The organism is Pseudoalteromonas sp. KG3 (genome assembly GCF_030436385.1).
Lineage (GTDB): Bacteria > Pseudomonadota > Gammaproteobacteria > Enterobacterales > Alteromonadaceae > Pseudoalteromonas > Pseudoalteromonas prydzensis.
Genome location: NZ_CP098523.1, coordinates 1834145 through 1852623, shown reverse-complemented (window position 1 = coordinate 1852623; position 18479 = coordinate 1834145). Strand labels below are relative to the sequence as shown.

The following is an 18479-nucleotide window of genomic DNA, read 5'->3' as shown; positions in this document are numbered from 1 at the left end:
CTATGAGTGACAGATGTATTTAACAGAGCATTTTGGTTTATCATTAGGAGCCTTAGTAGTTTGGGGCTTCATGATGGCTTTCTTTTTTAATTTATTTTTATGGTTTGCTGATCTAAAGCGAGATAAAGTACTGTTAATTACATCTTTTGTTACTTTCATTTCTTATTTTGTTAGTGATCACCTATTCACTTGGTTTGAAAATTCAGGAATATATCTACAGTGGGCTCTGTATGATATAGCAACTTTAAGCTTAATATTAGCGGGGGCATTTATAGTAAAGGCTAGCTTAAAAAGTCCTGCCTTTGTATATGTAGTCATCGGCCTTTTAGCGAATACATTTCTTTTCTTCTTCATGTACTATGATCTTCATATCATTGAAAATACAAACCCATGGATCCTTTGGGATATATATTCTTTTGGTGTAAACATTGTTGATTTTACAATGATAGTGGCCTTAATTGTCGATCGTGACATTTTAGGATTGATTAAGCTTAAAAATGGAATTAAAGCGTTATTTAAAGGACAACAAGTAAAGCATACTGCTTAGCTGTTATGTTTATTAACGATACTATCGGCCCTTATATTGGTGTGTTTATCGAGTGGGGGTTTTTAATGACCTTCCTATTCAACCTTGTCTCTAGACTTAATAATCCTGACAAAGCAGTTGTTCAGCTATCTTTTCTGATGGCCTTTTCCTACATGGTTAGTGATTTTTATCGTTTATCCTACTCAAATTACCTAAATTGGCTTATCTATGACTTACTCACCATCGCTGTAATATTTGTATGGTTTATATATTGTAAAAGACAGCGATTCACCGCGTTATATTATATTTTACTTGGCTTGATACTTAATGCTCTTCTGATGCTTGTAACTCATTATGATATTTATATTTTGCACAACCTTGAGCCATGGTGGTTGTGGACTGTTTATTCGTATGGAGTAAATATTGTTGATTTATTAATGATATTTGCACTGGTTACTGAAAAAGACTTTTTATTTCTGCGAATAGCTCTTAATAAAGTTAATAAGCCGTATTTACATGAGCGTCATGAAGTAGAGTAAGCTATGGAGCTATTAGAGCAATATTTTAATGTTTATTTTGCTTCACTGATCATGTGGGGCTTTTTGATGGCTTTTTTATATAATTTAGTAAAGAAATCTTCGAAACCAAATAATGATGCCACAATTATGTGGTTATCATTTATAATATTTTTCTCTTACTTACTCGGTGATCCTTTGCTCAATCTTTCACTGGGGATTGAGATAACGTCTAACTTTACAGGTTATTTAGTTTGGGCTTTCTTGGATTTTATTACATTAGTTATAATTCTATTTTTTACTGGCAGGAAGTCGATACGAAGCTACCCAGCTAAGCTTTATATAGTAGTTGGTATTATTGTTAACATGCTGCTGTTTCTTGCTATGTATGCAGACATAGCACTTTTTGAGCATTATGAACTTTGGTGGTTTTGGTCTTTTTATTCTGTCACGGTTAATGTGATGGATGTGATGATGATTATTGCTTTATTTTGCAATAAAGATTTTTTAGGTTTAGTGCGTGGTTATAACCGATTGCGAGGCTTAAAAAACTAGAAGCCTCGCCTAATAATTAAAACCGATATTCCCAACTGGTTTTTAATGCGCTATTACTTTCAGACTCGTTAGCAAATTCGTCTTTATACACAGAGCCACTGATCTTCCATAAACCACTAAAAATTGCTTGCTGATAACCAAGCTCTAATTGTAAACGTTCGAAAGTCTCGGGTGTTTGAGTTAGGTCTAGCATTTCGCTTTGCGACCAGCGTAATTTGGCATAACCGGCGTAACCGTTCATAGTATGATAATGAGCACCTAATACGGCTGATTTACTTTGCAGCGGCGTTGCAGAGCCAATTAAGTGACCTTTATGGATATAAGCTTGGTCATAATTAGTAAAGCTCTCATTAGCTTCATTACAGCTAAGTTGCGCTGTACAATCTTGTTGGGTATTTGAATATTCAAAATAGGTTTTTAATAACTGTTTTTGATCACCAAAAAAACTTTCTACACCCACTGTATAAAAAGGATCACTGGGCGCAATACCACTGTCATTTTTACCCATTAGCTCAGTATAAAAAGCAATCGGTTGATTGGCGATGCTGGTTGAGTACTTAGCATCTAAACTGGTTAAGCGTTGCTTAGTTGTTCTCAGTTCAAGCGAATTGGGGTCTATTTCTGTGCTGGTTAAATAGTCCGAGCCCGCTGAGCTAAATGCAATCTCAAGCCCCGCAAGTGGAGTGCTGGCAAAGCGCACTGCCCAATAATTACCTTTTTCACTGATATTTAAATGTGGTTTTTGTTTTGCGTAAATGCCGGTTAATTGCCAGTTTCCAATAAATGATAGCCAGCTTGGCCCTACGTATTGTGTGTTAGCACGGTTGACTCGCAGACCTTTCATTGGCGATGCATTATTCGAAAGCAGTAATGCATTATCGTTGCTTGGCCCCCACCAATGGCTTACTTGCTCGGCACTGACAGACCAATTACCCATTAATACCGCTAAATAACTGCCATAAAAGTTGGTGTATTTATCATCAAGTGCACCATCGGCATAATTTACACTTACTTTTGCACTAACGCGATTGCCAGTAATAGAGCCATAACTATTAATACCACTTTTTTGTTGATCGCGACTGCCAAAGCTTTGTTGTAATGCAGGTTTACTATTGTAAGTAACTCTGACACCTGAGCTTGAGCTTTGCTTCGCATTTGCTAATGCATGCTTTACATGCTGATAAGCAAACAGACTTTGCGCCGATAAAGAACTGGCTTCAAGCGCATTTAAATCTCTAGCGATACCTTGCCACATCAAGGGATAGCTATTAACTGGTTGTTTGATTACCCCTTGGTTAAACAACATTTCAATTGATGCACGCAGTAATGGATCATCACTTTCAATCCAAGGACTGGCAAATGTAGGTGTCGCTATCACCAATAAAGCACTTAAATACGCATTTAACTTCATCCGTGTAATTTTTCCTGTAATGCTTTTACGACAATAGGGTGTACAAATTCATTCACATCACCTTTATGACGAGCAACTTCTTTCACTAATGTTGAAGAAATGAATGAATTTTTTTCAGCCGGCGTTAAAAATACACTTTCCAAATCAGGATTAAGACGACGATTCATATTAGCTAGCTGAAACTCATAATCAAAATCAGACACCGCTCTAATTCCGCGGATCAACACATTTGCATTATGATCTCGCGCTAAATCAGCCAGTAAGCCTGAAAAGCCAATAACACTAACGTTATCTATGTGAGTGAGTAAACTATTGGCAAGTGCTACACGTTCATCTAAGCTGAAGCACGGTTTTTTACTAGGATTGTGGGCAATTGCAACAATCACAGTATCGAACATTTTTGCTGCCCGCTGGATCAAATCTGTGTGGCCATTAGTTAATGGATCAAAGGTACCTGGGTAAATTGCGGTGACTTTCATAAAATATCGGCTTAGTGTTATTTTGGCTGCTATATTAGCAGTCTTTGTTGCCCAGATCAGCCCGCAAATTGAGACTGTGTGATGTTATAGGTAAATGAGTTTATTTCATTAAGAAGTAATAACTAAGAATTATGGGTTAGAAATTTTCAAGTTAGTATTTTATTGGCTTAGATTTGTATATACTGCGCGGCTACTAATACTGAGTAAATTCTGAGCATTTACTTAAATAAAAACAACTAGAGTAGCAGGATATGAGTACCAAGGATAAAATAATTAAAACTAGCATTATGCTATTTAATCAACATGGTGAGCGTGCAATAACGACTAACCATATCGCTTCTCATATGGGGATCAGCCCCGGTAATCTTTATTATCACTTTAAAAATAAAGAAGACATCATTCGGCATATTTTCGCATTATACAGCCAGCATTTACACACACAATTTGTGCCAATGGCAAAGCATGATGAAGCATTCACGCACTTAACTGGATACCTTGATGCTTTGTTTGAATTGATGTGGCGGTTTCATTTTTTCTATGACAATTTGGGGGATATTTTATCTCGCGATGAAGTATTGAAAAAAGACTACATTGAATTTCAAGCCGCTTTACTAAGCCAAGTGCGCGAACTGGTAATTGGTCTGCGCGAAGGTGGCATGATCACCATCGACGATGAAGATGCCATTGAACTTGCTCATATGTTAAAAATCACCGTCAGTTTTTGGACTCCTTATATTAAAGCCAGACGTTTAAGCGGCGAACTCATGCAGCAAGATATTTATAACGGTATTTTAAAAGTATTAGCGCTTTTTAAAGCTTTTGCTACAGAGCAAAGTATTCCGCAAATTAACTTATTACGCGAAAAATATAGTGCGCTCGCTGCACAAGCTGAACCAGCCAGCTAAGCATAGAGCTTTTGTTTATTTCCTAGACGTTAGATTTTTTGCTATAATCGCGCGCCCAACACGTGGGTGCGTGAATCCTAAATATTGTCTAACGAGTAAACTATGCTTAAATTTATCGTCAAACTCCATCCTGAAATAGCCATTAAAAGCCGCTCTGTGCGTAAACGTTTTACTAAGTTGTTAGAAAACAACATTAAAATTGTATTACGTAAGCTTGACGAAAAAGTACAAGTACAAAATAACTGGGATAATATATCGGTTGTGACTAAATCAGATGACGCGCAAATGCGCCTTGATTTTATCGATGGCTTACAACGCATCCCTGGTATTGTGCAGTTTATTGAAGTAACCGAAACCAGTTACGAAAACCTCCACGATATATATGAAAAAGCGTTAGATATGGTTGGCCCAACTGTAGTGGGCAAAACCTTCTGTGTGCGTTGTAAACGCCAAGGCAAGCACGATTTCACATCAACAGATGTAGAGCGTTATGTCGGTGGTGGTTTAAATCAGCACGTAGATGGTGCCAGCGTCAGATTGAAAAACCCTGAAGTAACTATTCGTCTCGAAATTAAAGATGATAAAGCGTATATCGTAACGCACACTCATCATGGCATGGCTGGTTTCCCATTACCAACCCAAGAAGATGTATTGTCGTTAATGTCAGGTGGTTTTGACTCAGGCGTTGCTAGTTATCAAATGATCCGTAAAGGCGCTCGTACCCACTTTTTGTTCTTTAATCTAGGTGGTGCGGCCCACGAAATCGGCGTTAAACAAGCCAGTTACTATATCTGGAAACAGTTTAGCTCAACCCATAAAGTTAAATTTATCAGCGTTGACTTTGAACCAGTTGTTGCTGAAATCTTAGAAAATGTTGAAAACAGTCAAATGGGTGTGATCTTAAAGCGCATGATGATGCGCGCAGGAAGCCAAATTGCTGAAAAAATGGGGATACAAGCATTAGTTACTGGTGAAAGTCTTGGTCAAGTTTCAAGCCAAACTTTAGCAAACTTAAGTGTGATTGACCGTGTTACTGAAACACTTATTTTACGCCCGCTCATCCAGCACGATAAACAAGAAATTATAAATATCGCACGTAAAATTGGTACTGCTGAAATGGCAGAAACCATGCCTGAATATTGTGGTGTTATCTCTAAAAAGCCAACGGTAAAAGCTAAAATTGCCGTTGTAGAAGCTGAAGAGCAAAAGTTTGACTTTGATGTGCTCAATACTGTGGTTGAAAATGCCCGTATTATGGATGTGCGTGATATCGATGTTGAAGCAAAACAGGAGCTTAAAGAGGCTGAGTCAGTGTCTGATTTACCGGCAGGAGCTGTTGTTGTTGATATTCGTTCACCGGAAGAAGAAGACACCAACCCACTGGAAATCGACGGGATTGAGGTTGTGCACTTACCGTTCTTCCGCCTAGCGACTAAATTTGGTGATTTGCCACAAGACAAAGATTATTACTTATACTGTGCCAAAGGTGTAATGAGTCAACTGCAAGCGCTTATTTTACATGACAGCGGCTTTGCTAACGTGAAAGTTTATCGCCCATAAGGCTGGTAGTCGTTCAAAAAAGCGCGATTTTAATCGCGCTTTTTTGTGTCGAAAATTGCAGTTAATAAAGCACCGTTATACGGCGTATCAATATTGAGTTTTTGTCCTTGCTGACAAATATAGCCACAAATCGCCATCACTTCTGTTTCGCGTTGATGATGAAAATCTTGATGCATGGAAGAGTAATTAGCTTGGGTGTGAGCCATCACTTGATAGGCGCTATTAAGGGCTTGTGCTAAATCTACGTTAATGCCAAGTGCTTTGGCAATGTTGCATGCCTCAGCTAATAAATTCATGATTTGTCTACTAAACTTAGGCGCACGTAATTCACCATTTTTTACATTATTTAGGGCACTGAGCGGGTTAATAGCAATGTTAACTAATAGTTTTTCAAAGCGTAACTGCTGTATGTTGTTAGTCGTTGTTAATGCCGGTATGTTAGCTAATAGATGTTTAACGTCAGGCAGTTTTACTTTGGCTGAAGAGTTGCAATCACCTAAAACACTGTCACCCATACCAGTATGTAATACACTAAAAGGCGTATTTTTATAACCCGCCAAGCGAGTTGTTAAAAAGTACAGCCCTTGCTTTTGCGTCAGCTCGGCATTGAGTTCATCAACATTGCCCATGCCATTGTGAGATAAAATCACTTGGCACTGAGTGCTTAAAAATGGCTTTAGCTGACTAAATGCACTGGCGACTTGGTGTGCTTTGACAGCAAAAATAACGGTGTCGATTTGGGTGCTTGCGGTTAATTGTACAAGGTTTATCACTTGGCAATTAATCGCTTGTTTGGTGTGATGTTGCTGGTAAAAACGAGGCTTACACTGCGTTTGCTTACTGATGAGTGTTACTGAGTGCTGCTGAGCTAAATAGTAGCTGTAGAGCAGCCCAATCGCACCATCGCCAACAATAAATATATTAGCCATTTTGATTCTTTTTAAAGTGTGAATATAGGCCATATAACAAGAAGAAGCAGGCAGCACCGCTAAAGTCAGCAATCACATCTGCAATGGATGCGCTACGATAAGGAATTGTACTTTGCATAAGCTCGATGGCAATACCATAAAACGCCAATAATGTTAGATGTATATAAACGGGCAGCTTAAATGCTCTGACCATGAAAGCCGCTAAAATAAAGAAAATTGCAAAATGCACTAATTTATCTAAATGAGGCAAGGAGGACACGCCAACGCCCCTAAAATCACGGGCAAATAAGAAGGTAAACACCAGCATACTAATTAAAAATAGAGTTTGATAAACACGCCGAGTCACGATAAGTCCTAGAATCGTTTAAAAATAGAGCCGCAGTATATCAAACAAATTTCGTATAGCACCTGAACAAAGCGCATAAAAATGTAAAGATTTATAAAATAGGCGTTATAATCCCCTCATATTAATTTTAAAAAATCTTGTTAGGAGAGACTTATGCCTTCATTTGATATTGTTTCAGAAGTCGAAATGAACGAAGCAAAAAATGCTGTAGATAATGCAAACCGTGAATTAGAAACCCGTTTTGATTTTAGAGGTGTTGATGCGTCGATTGAACTTAACGATAAAACAATAAAGTTAAAAGCCGAAGCTGACTCACAAGTTATGCAGTTATTTGACATTCTTGCCAGCAAAATCTCAAAGCGTGGTATGGACGTATCAAGTTTAGAGCTACAAGACATTTCTCGTGCTGGTAAAAATGTATTTCGTAATGTTGCACTAAAGCAAGGTATCGAAAAAGACATGGCTAAAAAAGTAGTTAAAGCCATTAAAGATTCTAAAGTAAAAGTACAAGCCGCTATTCAAGGTGAGGAAGTACGCGTTACTGGCAAAAAGCGTGATGACCTACAAGAAGCCATGCAAGTTGTGCGTAGTGCCGATTTAGGGCAACCGTTCCAGTTTAAAAACTTTAGAGATTAGAAAGCTATGTGCTAGGTTTCTAAGTGCTAGAAAAAGCCAAATTGCAGCAATGTAGTTTGGCTTTTTTAGTTTAGAACTTATGATGATTCCTAAAACCTAGTACATTTAGATGTATAGCCGTCCATTGACTTTTCCCCCTAAAATAATCACAATAACCACCTATTTTTAAGGTGCTTGTAGTTACTTTTCAAGGTTGTTGATAGGTACAGCAAGATAATCGGGAAGTTGGTGCTATTTGTAGGATACAAATACAATCCAACACTGCCCCCGCAACGGTGATACATAATATACGCAAGTAACTATGTTAAGTCCGGAGACCGGCCTTGAAGTCAATTTACTATCACTTGTGCGGTGGGCGCGGGTCAGGGGAAGTCATGTTAAACAAATCTACTCTAGGCGTAGCAATTGCTGCTGCGTTATCTTTTTCTGTGTCTGCAGAGCAATCAATTGAGCATCTTACCGTCACAGCCAATAAATTTGAGCAATCAATTACTGATGTTCTTGCCAGTGTTACTGTTATTGAGCGCAGTGATATTGAGAAAAATAACTATCGAGACTTACCATCAATACTAAGCAACATTGCAGGTGTTGATATTGTGCGCAACGGTGGCTTTGGTCAAAATGCTGATGTATTTGTGCGTGGCGCCACAGCAAAGTATACCTTGGTGCTAGTTGATGGTGTACGTGTTAGTGATGCAAGTTCTGGCAGTGTATCGCTAACAAATATTCCCGTTAATAGCATTGAGCGAGTTGAGATTGTAAAAGGCGCCAGAGCTGCAATTTATGGCTCTGATGCTGTCGCTGGTGTGATCAATATTATTACTCGTCAAGCAACTAATAATACACTATCTGCTACATTGGGTACTGATAGCTATGAAAACTACCAGTTAGCAGGCGGAATTGTAAAAGATGCTGTTACTTTTAATTATAACTTAGGCTATGAAAATACTGACGGCTATGATGTAACAGGTAAAGATCCATCACAGCCAGTAACAAAAGATCACGATGACGACGGCTATACCAATAAAAATATTGGCTTTAACTTAGCATATCAAACTGAAAATGCCGGAGTATTTAGTTTGCTAAGCCAGTATAGCGAAGGCCAAGGTCAGTATGACAATGCATGGGGTAATGACGCCTATGACTTTGAAAACTACACCGCTAAATTAGGCTGGAAAAAAAGCTCCGCAATTTATACTCAAAGCGCCTCTGTGAGTATTTCTCAAGAAGAGAATATTCAAACAGGGACAGAAGAGCAGCAAGTTTACAGCACAAATCGAGTTGAATTTGAGTACAGTGGTTTATATACGCTAACTAATACCGTTGATATTACAGGCGGTGTTAACTTTCTAAATGAAGACTTATCAGACTCTTCGGCAAAATCATCTGAAGAACAGCGTGATAACACAGCACTCTTCGTTGGCGTATTTTATGACGATGATACTTGGTTAGGAAACGCAGTAGTAAGAACCGATGATTATGACTTTCATGGTCGTGCAAATACTTACACAACAGCTTTAGGCTATCGAGCAAATAAATACGTAACGCTACGGTTAAGTCATGGTACAGCCTTTAGAGCACCATCATTGATCAATGCATTTGTCACTGATAGCCAATGGTATGCCCCTAATAGTGATATTAAACCGGAAGAGTCAGTTAATAATGAATTTGGCGTTACTATAGATACGCAATGGGGTCGTTATGATATTGCCATTTTTGACAACAAGATCGATAACTTAATTACTAACGAATATGATGCAGACACAGGTAAATGGGTAGCAACTAATATTGATAAAGTGTCTATGCAGGGGATTGAATTATCAGCCGAGTTTGAAGGTTTTGGCTTTCAACATAATGTTAATTTGAGCTTATTAGATGCCAAAGATGAAACAACCAATACTGATTTACCGCGCAGACCCTCTGAAATGTTCAATTATACGCTTGGCAAAAGCTGGGGCGATTTTGATGTCAACTTAGTAATGCAATATCGTTCGTCGCGCCCTTCAATTTATGATCGTGATCTTGCTGCATTTACTATGTTTAATTTATCGGCTAATTATCAACTGATGGATGATTTATCGCTGCAAGCTCGTGTTGAGAATATTACTGATAAAAAATATTTTACTGCTGCTGTCGGGACTGCTACAAATGGTGAACTACTAGGCTACAATGCTGCAGGACGACAGTTCTTTGTTGGCGCCAGCTACCAGTTCTAAGTAAATTTAAAATTTTAGCTCAAATTAAAAGCCCAACACATTTGCGTGATGGGCTTTTTTATAGTGAGATATAAATGTTTATTTAACCTTGGACTTTACTTAATCCCCTAAAAACTGTTTATAGTCTTTCGCAAATTTTTGCAGTTTAGGTGCAATCAATAAACTGCAATAGCGCTGCTCAGGGTTTTCGTTGTAATAATCTTGATGATATTGCTCTGCTGGGTAATACGTAGTTGCAGGACTTACTTCGGTGACGATATCTTCGCGTATTTGGCTTTGTAACTTAGCAATGTAGTCAGTCGTTTGGGCTTGTTGCTCTGCGCTGTGATAGTAAACAACGCTGCGATACTGCGTGCCTACATCATTGCCTTGGCGATTAAGTTGTGTGGCGTCGTGCAACGTAAAAAACATTGCGAGTAAGGTGTCAAAGCTTATCTGGTTGCTATCAAACTCGATATTAACTACTTCGGCATGGCCTGTCAGCCCTGTGCAAATTTGTTTATAGGTTGGATCCGTTGTTTCGCCACCTGTGTAGCCAGAGCTTACTTGTAAAACGCCTCTCACACGTCTAAATGCGGCATCGATACACCAAAAACAGCCACCGCCAAAGGTTGCTGTTGCCATTGTTTTGCTCATTAGTTACTCCCGAAAACGTTAAGTTGCGAACATGTTCTAGCCTATCAGAAGAACGGCAATAGCAGGGTTTTATTTCATGAATTTTAAGTTGGTATAGGGAAGCGTTGCTGCGGGCGCAGCAACGCTTTTGCTTATAGTTCTTTAAGCGGCTTTTCAGCTTCTTGTTGGTTAAGCTTTTGTTGTAAAAACTCAGGTGATTGCGTGTTTCTAGCCAGCGCATAATAGGCCGCAGGCACTACAAATAGCGTCAGTATGGTTGCGACAATAACACCAGTAAATACCACCACACCAATTACCATACGGCTTTCAGCGCCAGGGCCAGATGCCAACACTAACGGCACGGCACTCATTACCGTGGTTAATGAGGTCATAATAATAGGGCGTAGTCGCATGGTTGCTGCTTGTAATATTGCTTCACTAAATTCAATGCCTTGGTCGCGCAGCTGGTTGGTAAACTCAACAATTAAGATACCATTTTTAGCGCTGAGGCCGATTAACATTACAATCCCGATCTGGCTGTAAATATTTAAAGTAAGCCCCGTAGACCATAAACCAAACATGGCACCCATTAACCCAAGTGGTACTGTAAGCATAATAACAAACGGGTGCACAAAGCTTTCAAATTGCGCTGCTAACACCAAGAAGGTAACGGTAAGCGCTAGAATAAACACGTAGGTCATAGCTGAAGCACCTTCGTAGAATAATTGTGACTCACCTTTGTAATCAACCGCACCCTCTATATCGTTCTCTTGCGCGGCTACTTCATTCAAAAAGTTAAGCGCTTGTTCGAGTGTATAACCATCTGCAAGGTTGGCGCTAAGGGTGATAGCACGCATACGGTTATACCTATTCAAACGAGATGCCGTAGCTTCTTCTTTCAGGCTGATCAAGCTATCTAGTGGGACTAATTCACCACTGCGTGATTTTAGATAGATATTTGAAATATCAGTTGGATCTTTAAAATCTGCTTTGGTACCTTTTAAAATCACATCGTATTCTTCACCGCGATCTATAAAAGTGGTAACACGGCGTTGGCCAAGCATAGTTTCAAGAGTACGACCCACATCAGACACCGACACGCCTAAATCCGCTGCTTTATTTTTATCGATACTGATCAAAAATTGCGGGAATGTTTCTTTATAGTCGTGATCGATTCGTACTAAGCCTGGATTTTCCTCGGCACGTTTAATAATGCGGTCGCGCCAATCAGCAAGCTGGTCGTAATCGTTACCTTGTAGTACAAACTCAATAGGACGAGATGAGCCACCGCCGCCAATACCGCTACGCATAATGGCAAACGTTCGCACATCGGTCACTTCAGCCATTTTGCCACTGATCTCATCCATTACTTGCCAGGTTGAGCGTTTTCGGTCACTCCAATCTGCCATGCCAACAATGGCAACACCGCCAGTGCCGCCCCAACCAGGCACTCGCACTAACACACGGCTTAGTTCGCCTGATTCAGAATATGGCATTAAGCGCTCTTCAATTTTAGCCATATTTGCCGCGTTATTTTCATAACTTGCACCTTCAGGGCCACTCATCATTAAGAAGAAAGTACCGCGATCTTCTTTAGGAGTCAGCTCTGACGGAATTTGTTGGAACAATGCATAACTAACAAAACCAGCGAGCAATAAGGTTATTGCTAAGCCTCCTGAGCGGGTCATATTTGAAGTTAACGCATTCTTATAACTTTGTTCAATTTTGTCAAAAATGCGGTCCATCCATTGGCTAAACTTGCCTTCTTTTGACGAGGGCTTAAGGATTAATGAACACAGCGCAGGAGAGAGTGTTAATGCGGTAATACTCGAGAAAAACACTGCGGCACTTACCGCCATGGCAAATTCAGTAAATAAAGCGCCTATACGGCCATCCATAAAGACTAAAGGTACAAACACCGAGATCAATACTAAGGTGGTGGCAATGATGGCAAAGCCAACTTCGCGGGCGCCGCGATAGGCAGCCAGTAGGGCTGGTTCGCCTAATTCAATACGACGGTGAATGTTTTCTAGCATTACAATGGCATCGTCAACCACTAAACCAATTGCCAGCACCAGCGCCAGTAGCGTTAATAAGTTAATAGAGTAACCCATTGCCAGTAAGAACATAAAGCTGCCGACTAACGCAACCGGAACAGTCACTGCGGGGATCAAGGTAGCGCGAATATTGCCTAAAAATAAGAAAATAATTAACACTACTAAAGCCATTGAGATGGCGAGCGTGCTGTATACCTCGTTTATCGACTCTTTAATAAAGATTGATGAGTCATAGCTGTCTTGAATGGTTGTGCCTTCTGGTAAGTTACGTTTGATTTTTTCAAGTTCTGCTCGGGCGTTATCAACCACCGTAAGTGTATTGGCTTTCGCTTGTTTTACAATCCCTAAGCCCACCATGTTACGGCCGTTACCACGGAATAAGCTTTCATCATCTGCAGCTTCTAAATGTACGTCAGCCACTTCACCAAGACGAACTAAGTAGCCATCATCACCACGTTTGATGACTAAATTTTGAAAATCACGTTGTTCTTTATAGCTACGCGCAGTGCGCACGGTAAAATCACGGTCGATAGATTCTATTTCACCAGCCGGTAATTCAACATTTTCAGTGCGTAAGGTGTTTTCTATGTCACTACTGGTGATACCGCGCGCTGCCATAGCTTGGCGGTTGAGCCAAATTTTCATGGCATATTTACGCTCGCCGCCCACACGTACATTCGATACGCCATCAACAACGGCTAAGCGGTCGACAATAAAGCGCTGCGCATAATCAGAAAGCTGTAAGGAGTCCATAGTGTCACTGTTGAGTAAGAACCAAGCGATTGGACTTTCATCACTGTTAGATTTTGACACTTCAGGCGGGCGTACTTGCTCAGGTAAACTGTCAAGAGCACGTGCCACACGCTCACGTACATCGTTTGATGCGGCATCAATATCACGGCTTATATTAAATTCGATGGTGATATTAGAGCGACCATTACGACTTGATGAGTTAATGCTTTTAATGCCTTCAATACCGGAAATACGGTTTTCGAGCACTTGAGTGATTTTGGTTTCAATAATTTCGGCTGAAGCACCGGTATATTCAGTGCTAACACTGACAATGGGTGATTCAATATCAGGATATTCGCGCAGTGGTAACATGGAAAATGCCACTAAACCAAAAGTGAGTAGCAATAAGTTTATTACAATCGCAAAAACGGGGCGTTTAACACTGGTATCAGTAATTTTCACGGTTTACCCCTTCACAGACACTTTGCTACCAGAACGAATTTTAATAATTCCTTCTGTAACAATTAGTTGACCATTACTAATGCCTTCATCAATGGCTACCCAGCCGTTGTGACGACCAGCAACATTAACTTCTACTTTGGTGGCTATACCGTCTTCAATTTGAAAAACTTGCGGTTACTTCAACACTGCGGGTAATTGCATCGATGCGAGCGCTAACGTGGGTGACTTTACCGGTAAATGTTTTTTCTGGGTAAGCGTCATTTTGAGTCATGACCTTCATACCTACGTTTAATTGCGCGAGGTATTTTTCAGGCACTTTAAAATCTACCTTGATGATGCTGATATCATCTAAGCTGGTAATTATAGTGCTGTTATTTACATAGGCACCAATTGAAATCTGGCGTTTCCCTAAAATACCTGAGAATGGCGCAGTAATGGTCATTTCTGAGAGTTTTGTTTTGGCATTTTCTAACTGCGCTTCGGTGGCATCAACGCGAGAAAGTTGTTCTTCCAATAATGATTTTGCGGTGGCCTGTGAGCGAGATAGCTCTGTTAAGCGTTCAAGTTGACGTTTTTCTTCACGTAAGTTGATTGCCAGCTCTTTTACTGTCAGTTCTTCTTGCAATGATTGTAACTGTACTAGTTTTTGGCCTTTGCTAACTAAGTCACCGTCTTTGAAATAAATGTCAGTAACGTAATCATTTTGTGCGCTTTTGATATAAATCGCTTGATTCGCACGCGCGCTGCCGATAGCCTCAATTAGCACAGCATTTTCTTCACTTGATACAGTGTGCGCGGTAACTTGGGTTACACTTGCCGTAAAATCAGATTGTTCACCTTGACTACTTGGCAAGTAAAGGTAAACACACAGGCCAATAAGTACAGTAATAATAAATGGAAATAGCGCTTTGCCAGATTGCTTTGAATACATTTTTTAAAATACCGGAAAATTAATTGCCTCTAGTGTACAAAATAACAGCGTGGAATAGCTGTCGCGTATCTCATAAATCTGTCGGTTAGGCGTAAAAGTTAAAGTATTTATCAATTTGTTCCTGTTTTGTAATTATAAATGAGGGAGTTATGAAGTTAACGAGCAAATGTTCACATTGTTTGAAAATACGTAAATTGATTATTTGGGCTATAGTTATGTACGCTTTTTATATATTTTTTTATCGCTATGGTTAAACGTAAGCTAGCTGTGTTGAAACTACGCGCACAAGGCGCGCGCAATGGCATTGAGATTCTTACCGTTGGGGCAATAGGGCTTATATTTATTATGCTGTTTAATTTATTGCGCCCCGGTGAAATTAGTATTTTAGAAATCTTTTTGGTAAGTTTATGTTTAGCGGCAATTTTTGTTGGTTTTTTAAAAACTCAAGAGCCATTTTATAGTTTAGTTATTACAGAACAAGAGCTTATTTATCAGCACAAATATGGTTATTGGTCTGTTAAGCAAGAAAATTTCCATCACAGTGGGATCCCTACAGTAGAGCAACAGTTTGAAAAGCTTGAGTTAAATGCGGTAGGTATTAAACTAAATAATACAGATGAATTTTTATCACAATTAGCGCCAAGAATAGCGGGTAAATTACTGATAGAGCAGCGACATTTATTTATGCAAGTAATTCAAAAACATTGCAAAAATGGTAATTGCCCATCAGAATGGCTAGTTGAAGATAATCATTACACTTCAGTGCATGGGCGCAGCTTTAATGGCCTGATAGCCATGTTTGCCAACAGGATGCGGCACTTACAACAATTAACCGGATATGATTTGTTGTTACCTGCAAGTGTATTAGATAGTAGTATTTGGGACTTTAGCCGTAACTTAAATGCGTGGCGCAATAACCCAAAAGTATTTATAGAATCTCAATTAGAGAGAAAGACGCTTGATGATAGGCGTTAGTTAGTAGGATGAAGCGATGAGCCAAGAAAGATCTTTTATTAAAAGTGGCAGAAACACCATTATCCACAAAGATAAAAAACTCGATTTAGTGATCGTGAACTCTGAAATACACCCAAAAATCAAAGTAACTCAGCATGGTTTAGAGCCATTTAAAGAAGAGCTGCCAAAAAACCGCCGTGAAGCTAAAGAACGTTATTTAGAAGTTGTTTATGTTAGCAGTGTTGATGTGTTTGGCGAAGAAAAGCGTTTACTGTTTATTCAGGCTCTGGATGGCCGTGAATACAAGATAGATTACAGTAAAATAGGGACTAAGTTATTTGTCCGCATTCACCAAGATAGTTATTTATAATATTTTTCTCTCAAATGGCACTGTAATTGCTTCATAAACTTATTGGCATAGCGTTTACTGTTATGTAATTTCGAATTTAATGAGGAAGCAGTGGATGAAATCTCGCTTGATAATTGCCCCACTTTTAACTTTATTAGCCGCATGTGGTGGCGGTGGAGGGGGAAATGATAACCCGGTTGTGGCCGCCTCCGTATTTGCAGGCAATGATCAGCAAATTATTGAAAAAAGTGAGTTTACCATTGAAGCCAAAGGCTCTCCTGCCGATGGCACTTTTACTTGGCAGCGAGTCAGTGGCCCCATAATTGACGGCTTCCCGCTTGATGGTGCACTACAAACCGTAACCGCCCCAGACATTAAAGCCGACAGCGAATTATTACTGCGTGTTAGCTATCAAACCACTGATGGTCAATTAGTCAGTGATGATTTACTAATTAAAATAGAATCAAATAATCAGCTTCCGCAAGTTATTATTACTCAAACCGCACCAGCAACCTTACCTTCTGATTATAAAGATATAATTACCCTTAGCGCAGCAGGCTCAATAGATCCTGATGAAAACGGCCAAATTAACAGTTACAACTGGCAACAAATTGCAGGCCCAACCCTTGCTGTAGACAGTAGCAGCAATGCGACAATTAGTTTTGTGCATCCGCTGCTCGATGCTAATACTTTAATTACGTGGTTAGTAACAGTAGTGGATGATGAAGGGGGAGAGTCAAGCTCCGAGTATTCACATACCTTAAATAAAACCAGTGAAGTCATTATTGCCAATGCGGGTACCGATCAGAATGTTATTGAGCTGGAAACAGTGACCTTAGATGCCACCGCTTCAGAAACTGTAACAGAAACATTTAAGTGTTTTTGGCAGCAAACTGCAGGCACAGCGGTGCTTGATAACCAACAGCAATGTATTACTTCTTTCACTGCACCGGCAACCGAAGCGATTAACACGCATACTTTTGAAGTAACAGTGACCGACAGTAAAGGCCGTACTGATAAAGACAGTGTGGATATTGTAGTTAACTCTAAAGCGCTGGGTCTTATCAATGATACTGGGATGAGTAAATGCTATAACAATACCCAAGAAATAGCGTGCAGCAGTCCTGATTTTCCTCGCCAAGATGCTTCTGTAGGGCGTGATAGTGGGGTTGGCTCGCATATTGAAAAAGTGGGTAAAGGTGAGCAGGCTTTTGATTTTACAAAACTAAATCAGTTTGCCGATGAGTTATTAGATAGCGCTGCTAATTTTAGTTGTATTCGCGATAACGTGACTGGTTTGATTTGGGAAGTAAAAAGTCCTAATACTGGCACTTTACCTAACACGCAACTTCGCGAAGGGCAAAATCATTATACCTGGTATTTAAATAGTGAAGATGGTGTACAACCGGAGAGTGAGCTCGGAACAGCTAATAGTACTTGCTCTAATAACGGTAATTGTAATCTGCAAGAGTATGTTAATGAAGTTAATGCTCTTGATTACTGTGGCGGTACTAACTGGCGAGTGCCAACTTACACTGAACTATTAACGTTACTTAATTATGGCAAGCATGGGCAATCAATATTGCTTGATGAAAACTACTTTCCCAATACGCCTAATAGTAACTTACTCGCGGATGGACTCATTTATTGGACCTCACAAACCGCAGTCGATGGCACCAGTTTATCGCAAGCGTATATATTTGATATGAGCGACGGGAACGATTTGGCTTATCCAAAAAGTAACACCGCCTTTGTTCGTTTAGTTAGAACCGCAGGAGCAGCACAATGAAATCATTATTAATTGGCTTATTGTTACTGAGCCCTGCCGCAATGGCAGTACAAAGCTGCTATGACGGTGTAACACAAACAACGCCTACAGCGCGTTTTACACTACACACAGATGGTACGGTTAGCGACAGTATCACCGGACTTATGTGGCAAACATGTAGTTATGGGCAAAGCTATGATGTAACAACCAATAGCTGTTTAAACAGCATTGTCAAAGTTACTTGGCAAGAAGCATTAAGAGCCGCGGTAAACGACCGCACAGGAGCTTATAAAGATTGGCAAGTACCTAATAATAAAGAGCTTGCCAGTATTTTAGAGCACAGTTGTGTAACACCTAGCATTAATGAAAGCGTATTTTTGGGCAACCTAAGTGAAAACTATTGGACTAGTACATCAGCTATTGCTGATAAAACCGCGGCCTGGGTATATACCTTTGATAGAGGCCTTAACAGCTTACATGCTAAAACCTCGTTTGTGTATTTACGCCTTGTACGCTATGAAAAGTAACGCCGT

Annotated in this window: 17 protein-coding genes, 1 pseudogene and 1 riboswitch; of the genes and pseudogenes, 11 read left to right on the top strand and 7 right to left on the bottom strand. The window is 39.8% G+C overall.

The features are described 5' to 3' along the window. Positions 1-13: 13 nt before the first annotated feature. From NDQ71_RS08730 to NDQ71_RS08720, 3 genes are read left to right on the top strand one after another with little or no spacing between them, the layout of a single operon-like run. Positions 14-547, top strand: a complete 534-nt coding sequence (locus NDQ71_RS08730) for a hypothetical protein (protein WP_192541435.1) — start codon at positions 14-16, stop codon at positions 545-547. 5 nt (positions 548-552) lie between these two features. Further along, positions 553-1065, top strand: coding sequence for a hypothetical protein (locus NDQ71_RS08725; RefSeq protein ID WP_301562607.1), 513 nt, complete (start codon positions 553-555; stop codon positions 1063-1065). 3 nt (positions 1066-1068) lie between these two features. Further along, on the top strand, positions 1069-1596 hold the full coding sequence (locus NDQ71_RS08720) for a hypothetical protein (RefSeq protein WP_301562606.1): 528 nt from the start codon (positions 1069-1071) through the stop codon (positions 1594-1596). 16 nt (positions 1597-1612) lie between these two features. Here NDQ71_RS08720 and NDQ71_RS08715 read toward each other — a convergent pair whose 3' ends face one another. Continuing rightward, complete coding sequence (locus NDQ71_RS08715; protein WP_301562605.1) at positions 1613-3007, bottom strand: capsule assembly Wzi family protein; 1395 nt, start codon at positions 3005-3007, stop codon at positions 1613-1615. Beyond that, positions 3004-3486 carry a pantetheine-phosphate adenylyltransferase gene (gene coaD, locus NDQ71_RS08710; protein ID WP_301562604.1) on the bottom strand — a complete coding sequence of 161 codons (483 nt, stop codon included), beginning with the start codon at positions 3484-3486 and terminating at the stop codon, positions 3004-3006. The genes NDQ71_RS08715 and coaD overlap by 4 nt, the downstream gene beginning before the upstream one ends. Positions 3487-3737: 251 nt before the next feature. Between coaD and NDQ71_RS08705 the strand changes: the two genes are divergently transcribed. Then, positions 3738-4391: a TetR/AcrR family transcriptional regulator gene (locus NDQ71_RS08705; protein WP_064667970.1), complete on the top strand. Its 654-nt coding sequence runs from the start codon at positions 3738-3740 to the stop codon at positions 4389-4391. A gap of 102 nt (positions 4392-4493) precedes the next feature. Further along, positions 4494-5951, top strand: coding sequence for a tRNA uracil 4-sulfurtransferase ThiI (gene thiI / locus NDQ71_RS08700; RefSeq protein WP_283710101.1), 1458 nt, complete (start codon positions 4494-4496; stop codon positions 5949-5951). 29 nt (positions 5952-5980) lie between these two features. Here the strand turns inward: thiI and NDQ71_RS08695 are convergent, their stop codons facing one another. Both NDQ71_RS08695 and NDQ71_RS08690 read right to left on the bottom strand, forming a co-directional pair. Further along, positions 5981-6880: a ketopantoate reductase family protein gene (locus NDQ71_RS08695; RefSeq protein WP_301562603.1), complete on the bottom strand. Its 900-nt coding sequence runs from the start codon at positions 6878-6880 to the stop codon at positions 5981-5983. Continuing rightward, complete coding sequence (locus NDQ71_RS08690) at positions 6873-7226, bottom strand: VanZ family protein (protein WP_301562602.1); 354 nt, start codon at positions 7224-7226, stop codon at positions 6873-6875. The genes NDQ71_RS08695 and NDQ71_RS08690 overlap by 8 nt, the downstream gene beginning before the upstream one ends. A gap of 153 nt (positions 7227-7379) precedes the next feature. On the opposite strand from NDQ71_RS08690, the gene NDQ71_RS08685 reads away from it, so the two are divergent. Next, positions 7380-7862 (top strand): YajQ family cyclic di-GMP-binding protein, encoded by a 483-nt coding sequence (locus tag NDQ71_RS08685; RefSeq protein WP_149981372.1) that lies wholly within the window; start codon positions 7380-7382, stop codon positions 7860-7862. A 173-nt stretch (positions 7863-8035) separates the two neighbouring features. Further along, positions 8036-8203: riboswitch (cobalamin riboswitch) on the top strand. Positions 8204-8236: 33 nt separating this feature from the next. Next, positions 8237-10078: a TonB-dependent receptor gene (locus NDQ71_RS08680; RefSeq protein ID WP_301562601.1), complete on the top strand. Its 1842-nt coding sequence runs from the start codon at positions 8237-8239 to the stop codon at positions 10076-10078. 99 nt (positions 10079-10177) lie between these two features. On the opposite strand, the gene msrA is transcribed toward NDQ71_RS08680, so the two are convergent. The 3 genes and pseudogenes from msrA to NDQ71_RS08665 all read right to left on the bottom strand — a co-directional run bounded on the left by msrA (position 10178) and on the right by NDQ71_RS08665 (position 14875). Continuing rightward, the gene (gene msrA, locus NDQ71_RS08675) at positions 10178-10714 is read right to left on the bottom strand and encodes a peptide-methionine (S)-S-oxide reductase MsrA (RefSeq protein WP_301562600.1); all 537 of its coding nucleotides are present in this window, start codon (positions 10712-10714) and stop codon (positions 10178-10180) included. Positions 10715-10845: 131 nt separating this feature from the next. Continuing rightward, entirely contained in the window at positions 10846-13944 is a 3099-nt protein-coding gene (locus NDQ71_RS08670; protein WP_301562599.1) for an efflux RND transporter permease subunit, read from the bottom strand. Positions 13945-13947: 3 nt separating this feature from the next. Continuing rightward, a pseudogene (locus NDQ71_RS08665) lies at positions 13948-14875 on the bottom strand (efflux RND transporter periplasmic adaptor subunit). Between the two features lie 246 nt (positions 14876-15121). Between NDQ71_RS08665 and NDQ71_RS08660 the strand changes: the two are divergent. The 4 genes from NDQ71_RS08660 (at position 15122) to NDQ71_RS08645 (ending at position 18473) form a co-directional block, all read left to right on the top strand. Continuing rightward, positions 15122-15850: a DUF2982 domain-containing protein gene (locus NDQ71_RS08660; RefSeq protein WP_301562598.1), complete on the top strand. Its 729-nt coding sequence runs from the start codon at positions 15122-15124 to the stop codon at positions 15848-15850. A gap of 16 nt (positions 15851-15866) precedes the next feature. Further along, the gene (locus tag NDQ71_RS08655) at positions 15867-16199 is read left to right on the top strand and encodes a hypothetical protein (protein WP_192541423.1); all 333 of its coding nucleotides are present in this window, start codon (positions 15867-15869) and stop codon (positions 16197-16199) included. Between the two features lie 94 nt (positions 16200-16293). Continuing rightward, a complete protein-coding gene (locus NDQ71_RS08650) occupies positions 16294-17967 on the top strand; it encodes a DUF1566 domain-containing protein (RefSeq protein WP_301562597.1) in 1674 nt (557 codons plus the stop codon). Further along, a complete protein-coding gene (locus tag NDQ71_RS08645; protein WP_192541421.1) occupies positions 17964-18473 on the top strand; it encodes a DUF1566 domain-containing protein in 510 nt (169 codons plus the stop codon). Before NDQ71_RS08650 ends, NDQ71_RS08645 begins: the two co-directional genes overlap by 4 nt. Positions 18474-18479 lie beyond the last annotated feature (6 nt).

Bases quoted from the DNA above. Each gene is read 5' to 3' on its own strand.
- NDQ71_RS08650 (WP_301562597.1), top strand. From the start codon at position 16,294: ATGAAATCTCGCTTGATAATTGCCCCACTTTTAACTTTATTAGCCGCA.
- msrA (WP_301562600.1), bottom strand. From the start codon at position 10,714: ATGAGCAAAACAATGGCAACAGCAACCTTTGGCGGTGGCTGTTTTTGG.
- coaD (WP_301562604.1), bottom strand. From the start codon at position 3,486: ATGAAAGTCACCGCAATTTACCCAGGTACCTTTGATCCATTAACTAAT.
- NDQ71_RS08720 (WP_301562606.1), top strand. From the start codon at position 1,069: ATGGAGCTATTAGAGCAATATTTTAATGTTTATTTTGCTTCACTGATC.
- NDQ71_RS08730 (WP_192541435.1), top strand. From the start codon at position 14: ATGTATTTAACAGAGCATTTTGGTTTATCATTAGGAGCCTTAGTAGTT.
- NDQ71_RS08705 (WP_064667970.1), top strand. From the start codon at position 3,738: ATGAGTACCAAGGATAAAATAATTAAAACTAGCATTATGCTATTTAAT.
- NDQ71_RS08695 (WP_301562603.1), bottom strand. From the start codon at position 6,880: ATGGCTAATATATTTATTGTTGGCGATGGTGCGATTGGGCTGCTCTAC.
- NDQ71_RS08645 (WP_192541421.1), top strand. From the start codon at position 17,964: ATGAAATCATTATTAATTGGCTTATTGTTACTGAGCCCTGCCGCAATG.
- NDQ71_RS08660 (WP_301562598.1), top strand. From the start codon at position 15,122: ATGGTTAAACGTAAGCTAGCTGTGTTGAAACTACGCGCACAAGGCGCG.
- NDQ71_RS08655 (WP_192541423.1), top strand. From the start codon at position 15,867: ATGAGCCAAGAAAGATCTTTTATTAAAAGTGGCAGAAACACCATTATC.
- thiI (WP_283710101.1), top strand. From the start codon at position 4,494: ATGCTTAAATTTATCGTCAAACTCCATCCTGAAATAGCCATTAAAAGC.
- NDQ71_RS08715 (WP_301562605.1), bottom strand. From the start codon at position 3,007: ATGAAGTTAAATGCGTATTTAAGTGCTTTATTGGTGATAGCGACACCT.
- NDQ71_RS08685 (WP_149981372.1), top strand. From the start codon at position 7,380: ATGCCTTCATTTGATATTGTTTCAGAAGTCGAAATGAACGAAGCAAAA.
- NDQ71_RS08680 (WP_301562601.1), top strand. From the start codon at position 8,237: ATGTTAAACAAATCTACTCTAGGCGTAGCAATTGCTGCTGCGTTATCT.
- NDQ71_RS08725 (WP_301562607.1), top strand. From the start codon at position 553: ATGTTTATTAACGATACTATCGGCCCTTATATTGGTGTGTTTATCGAG.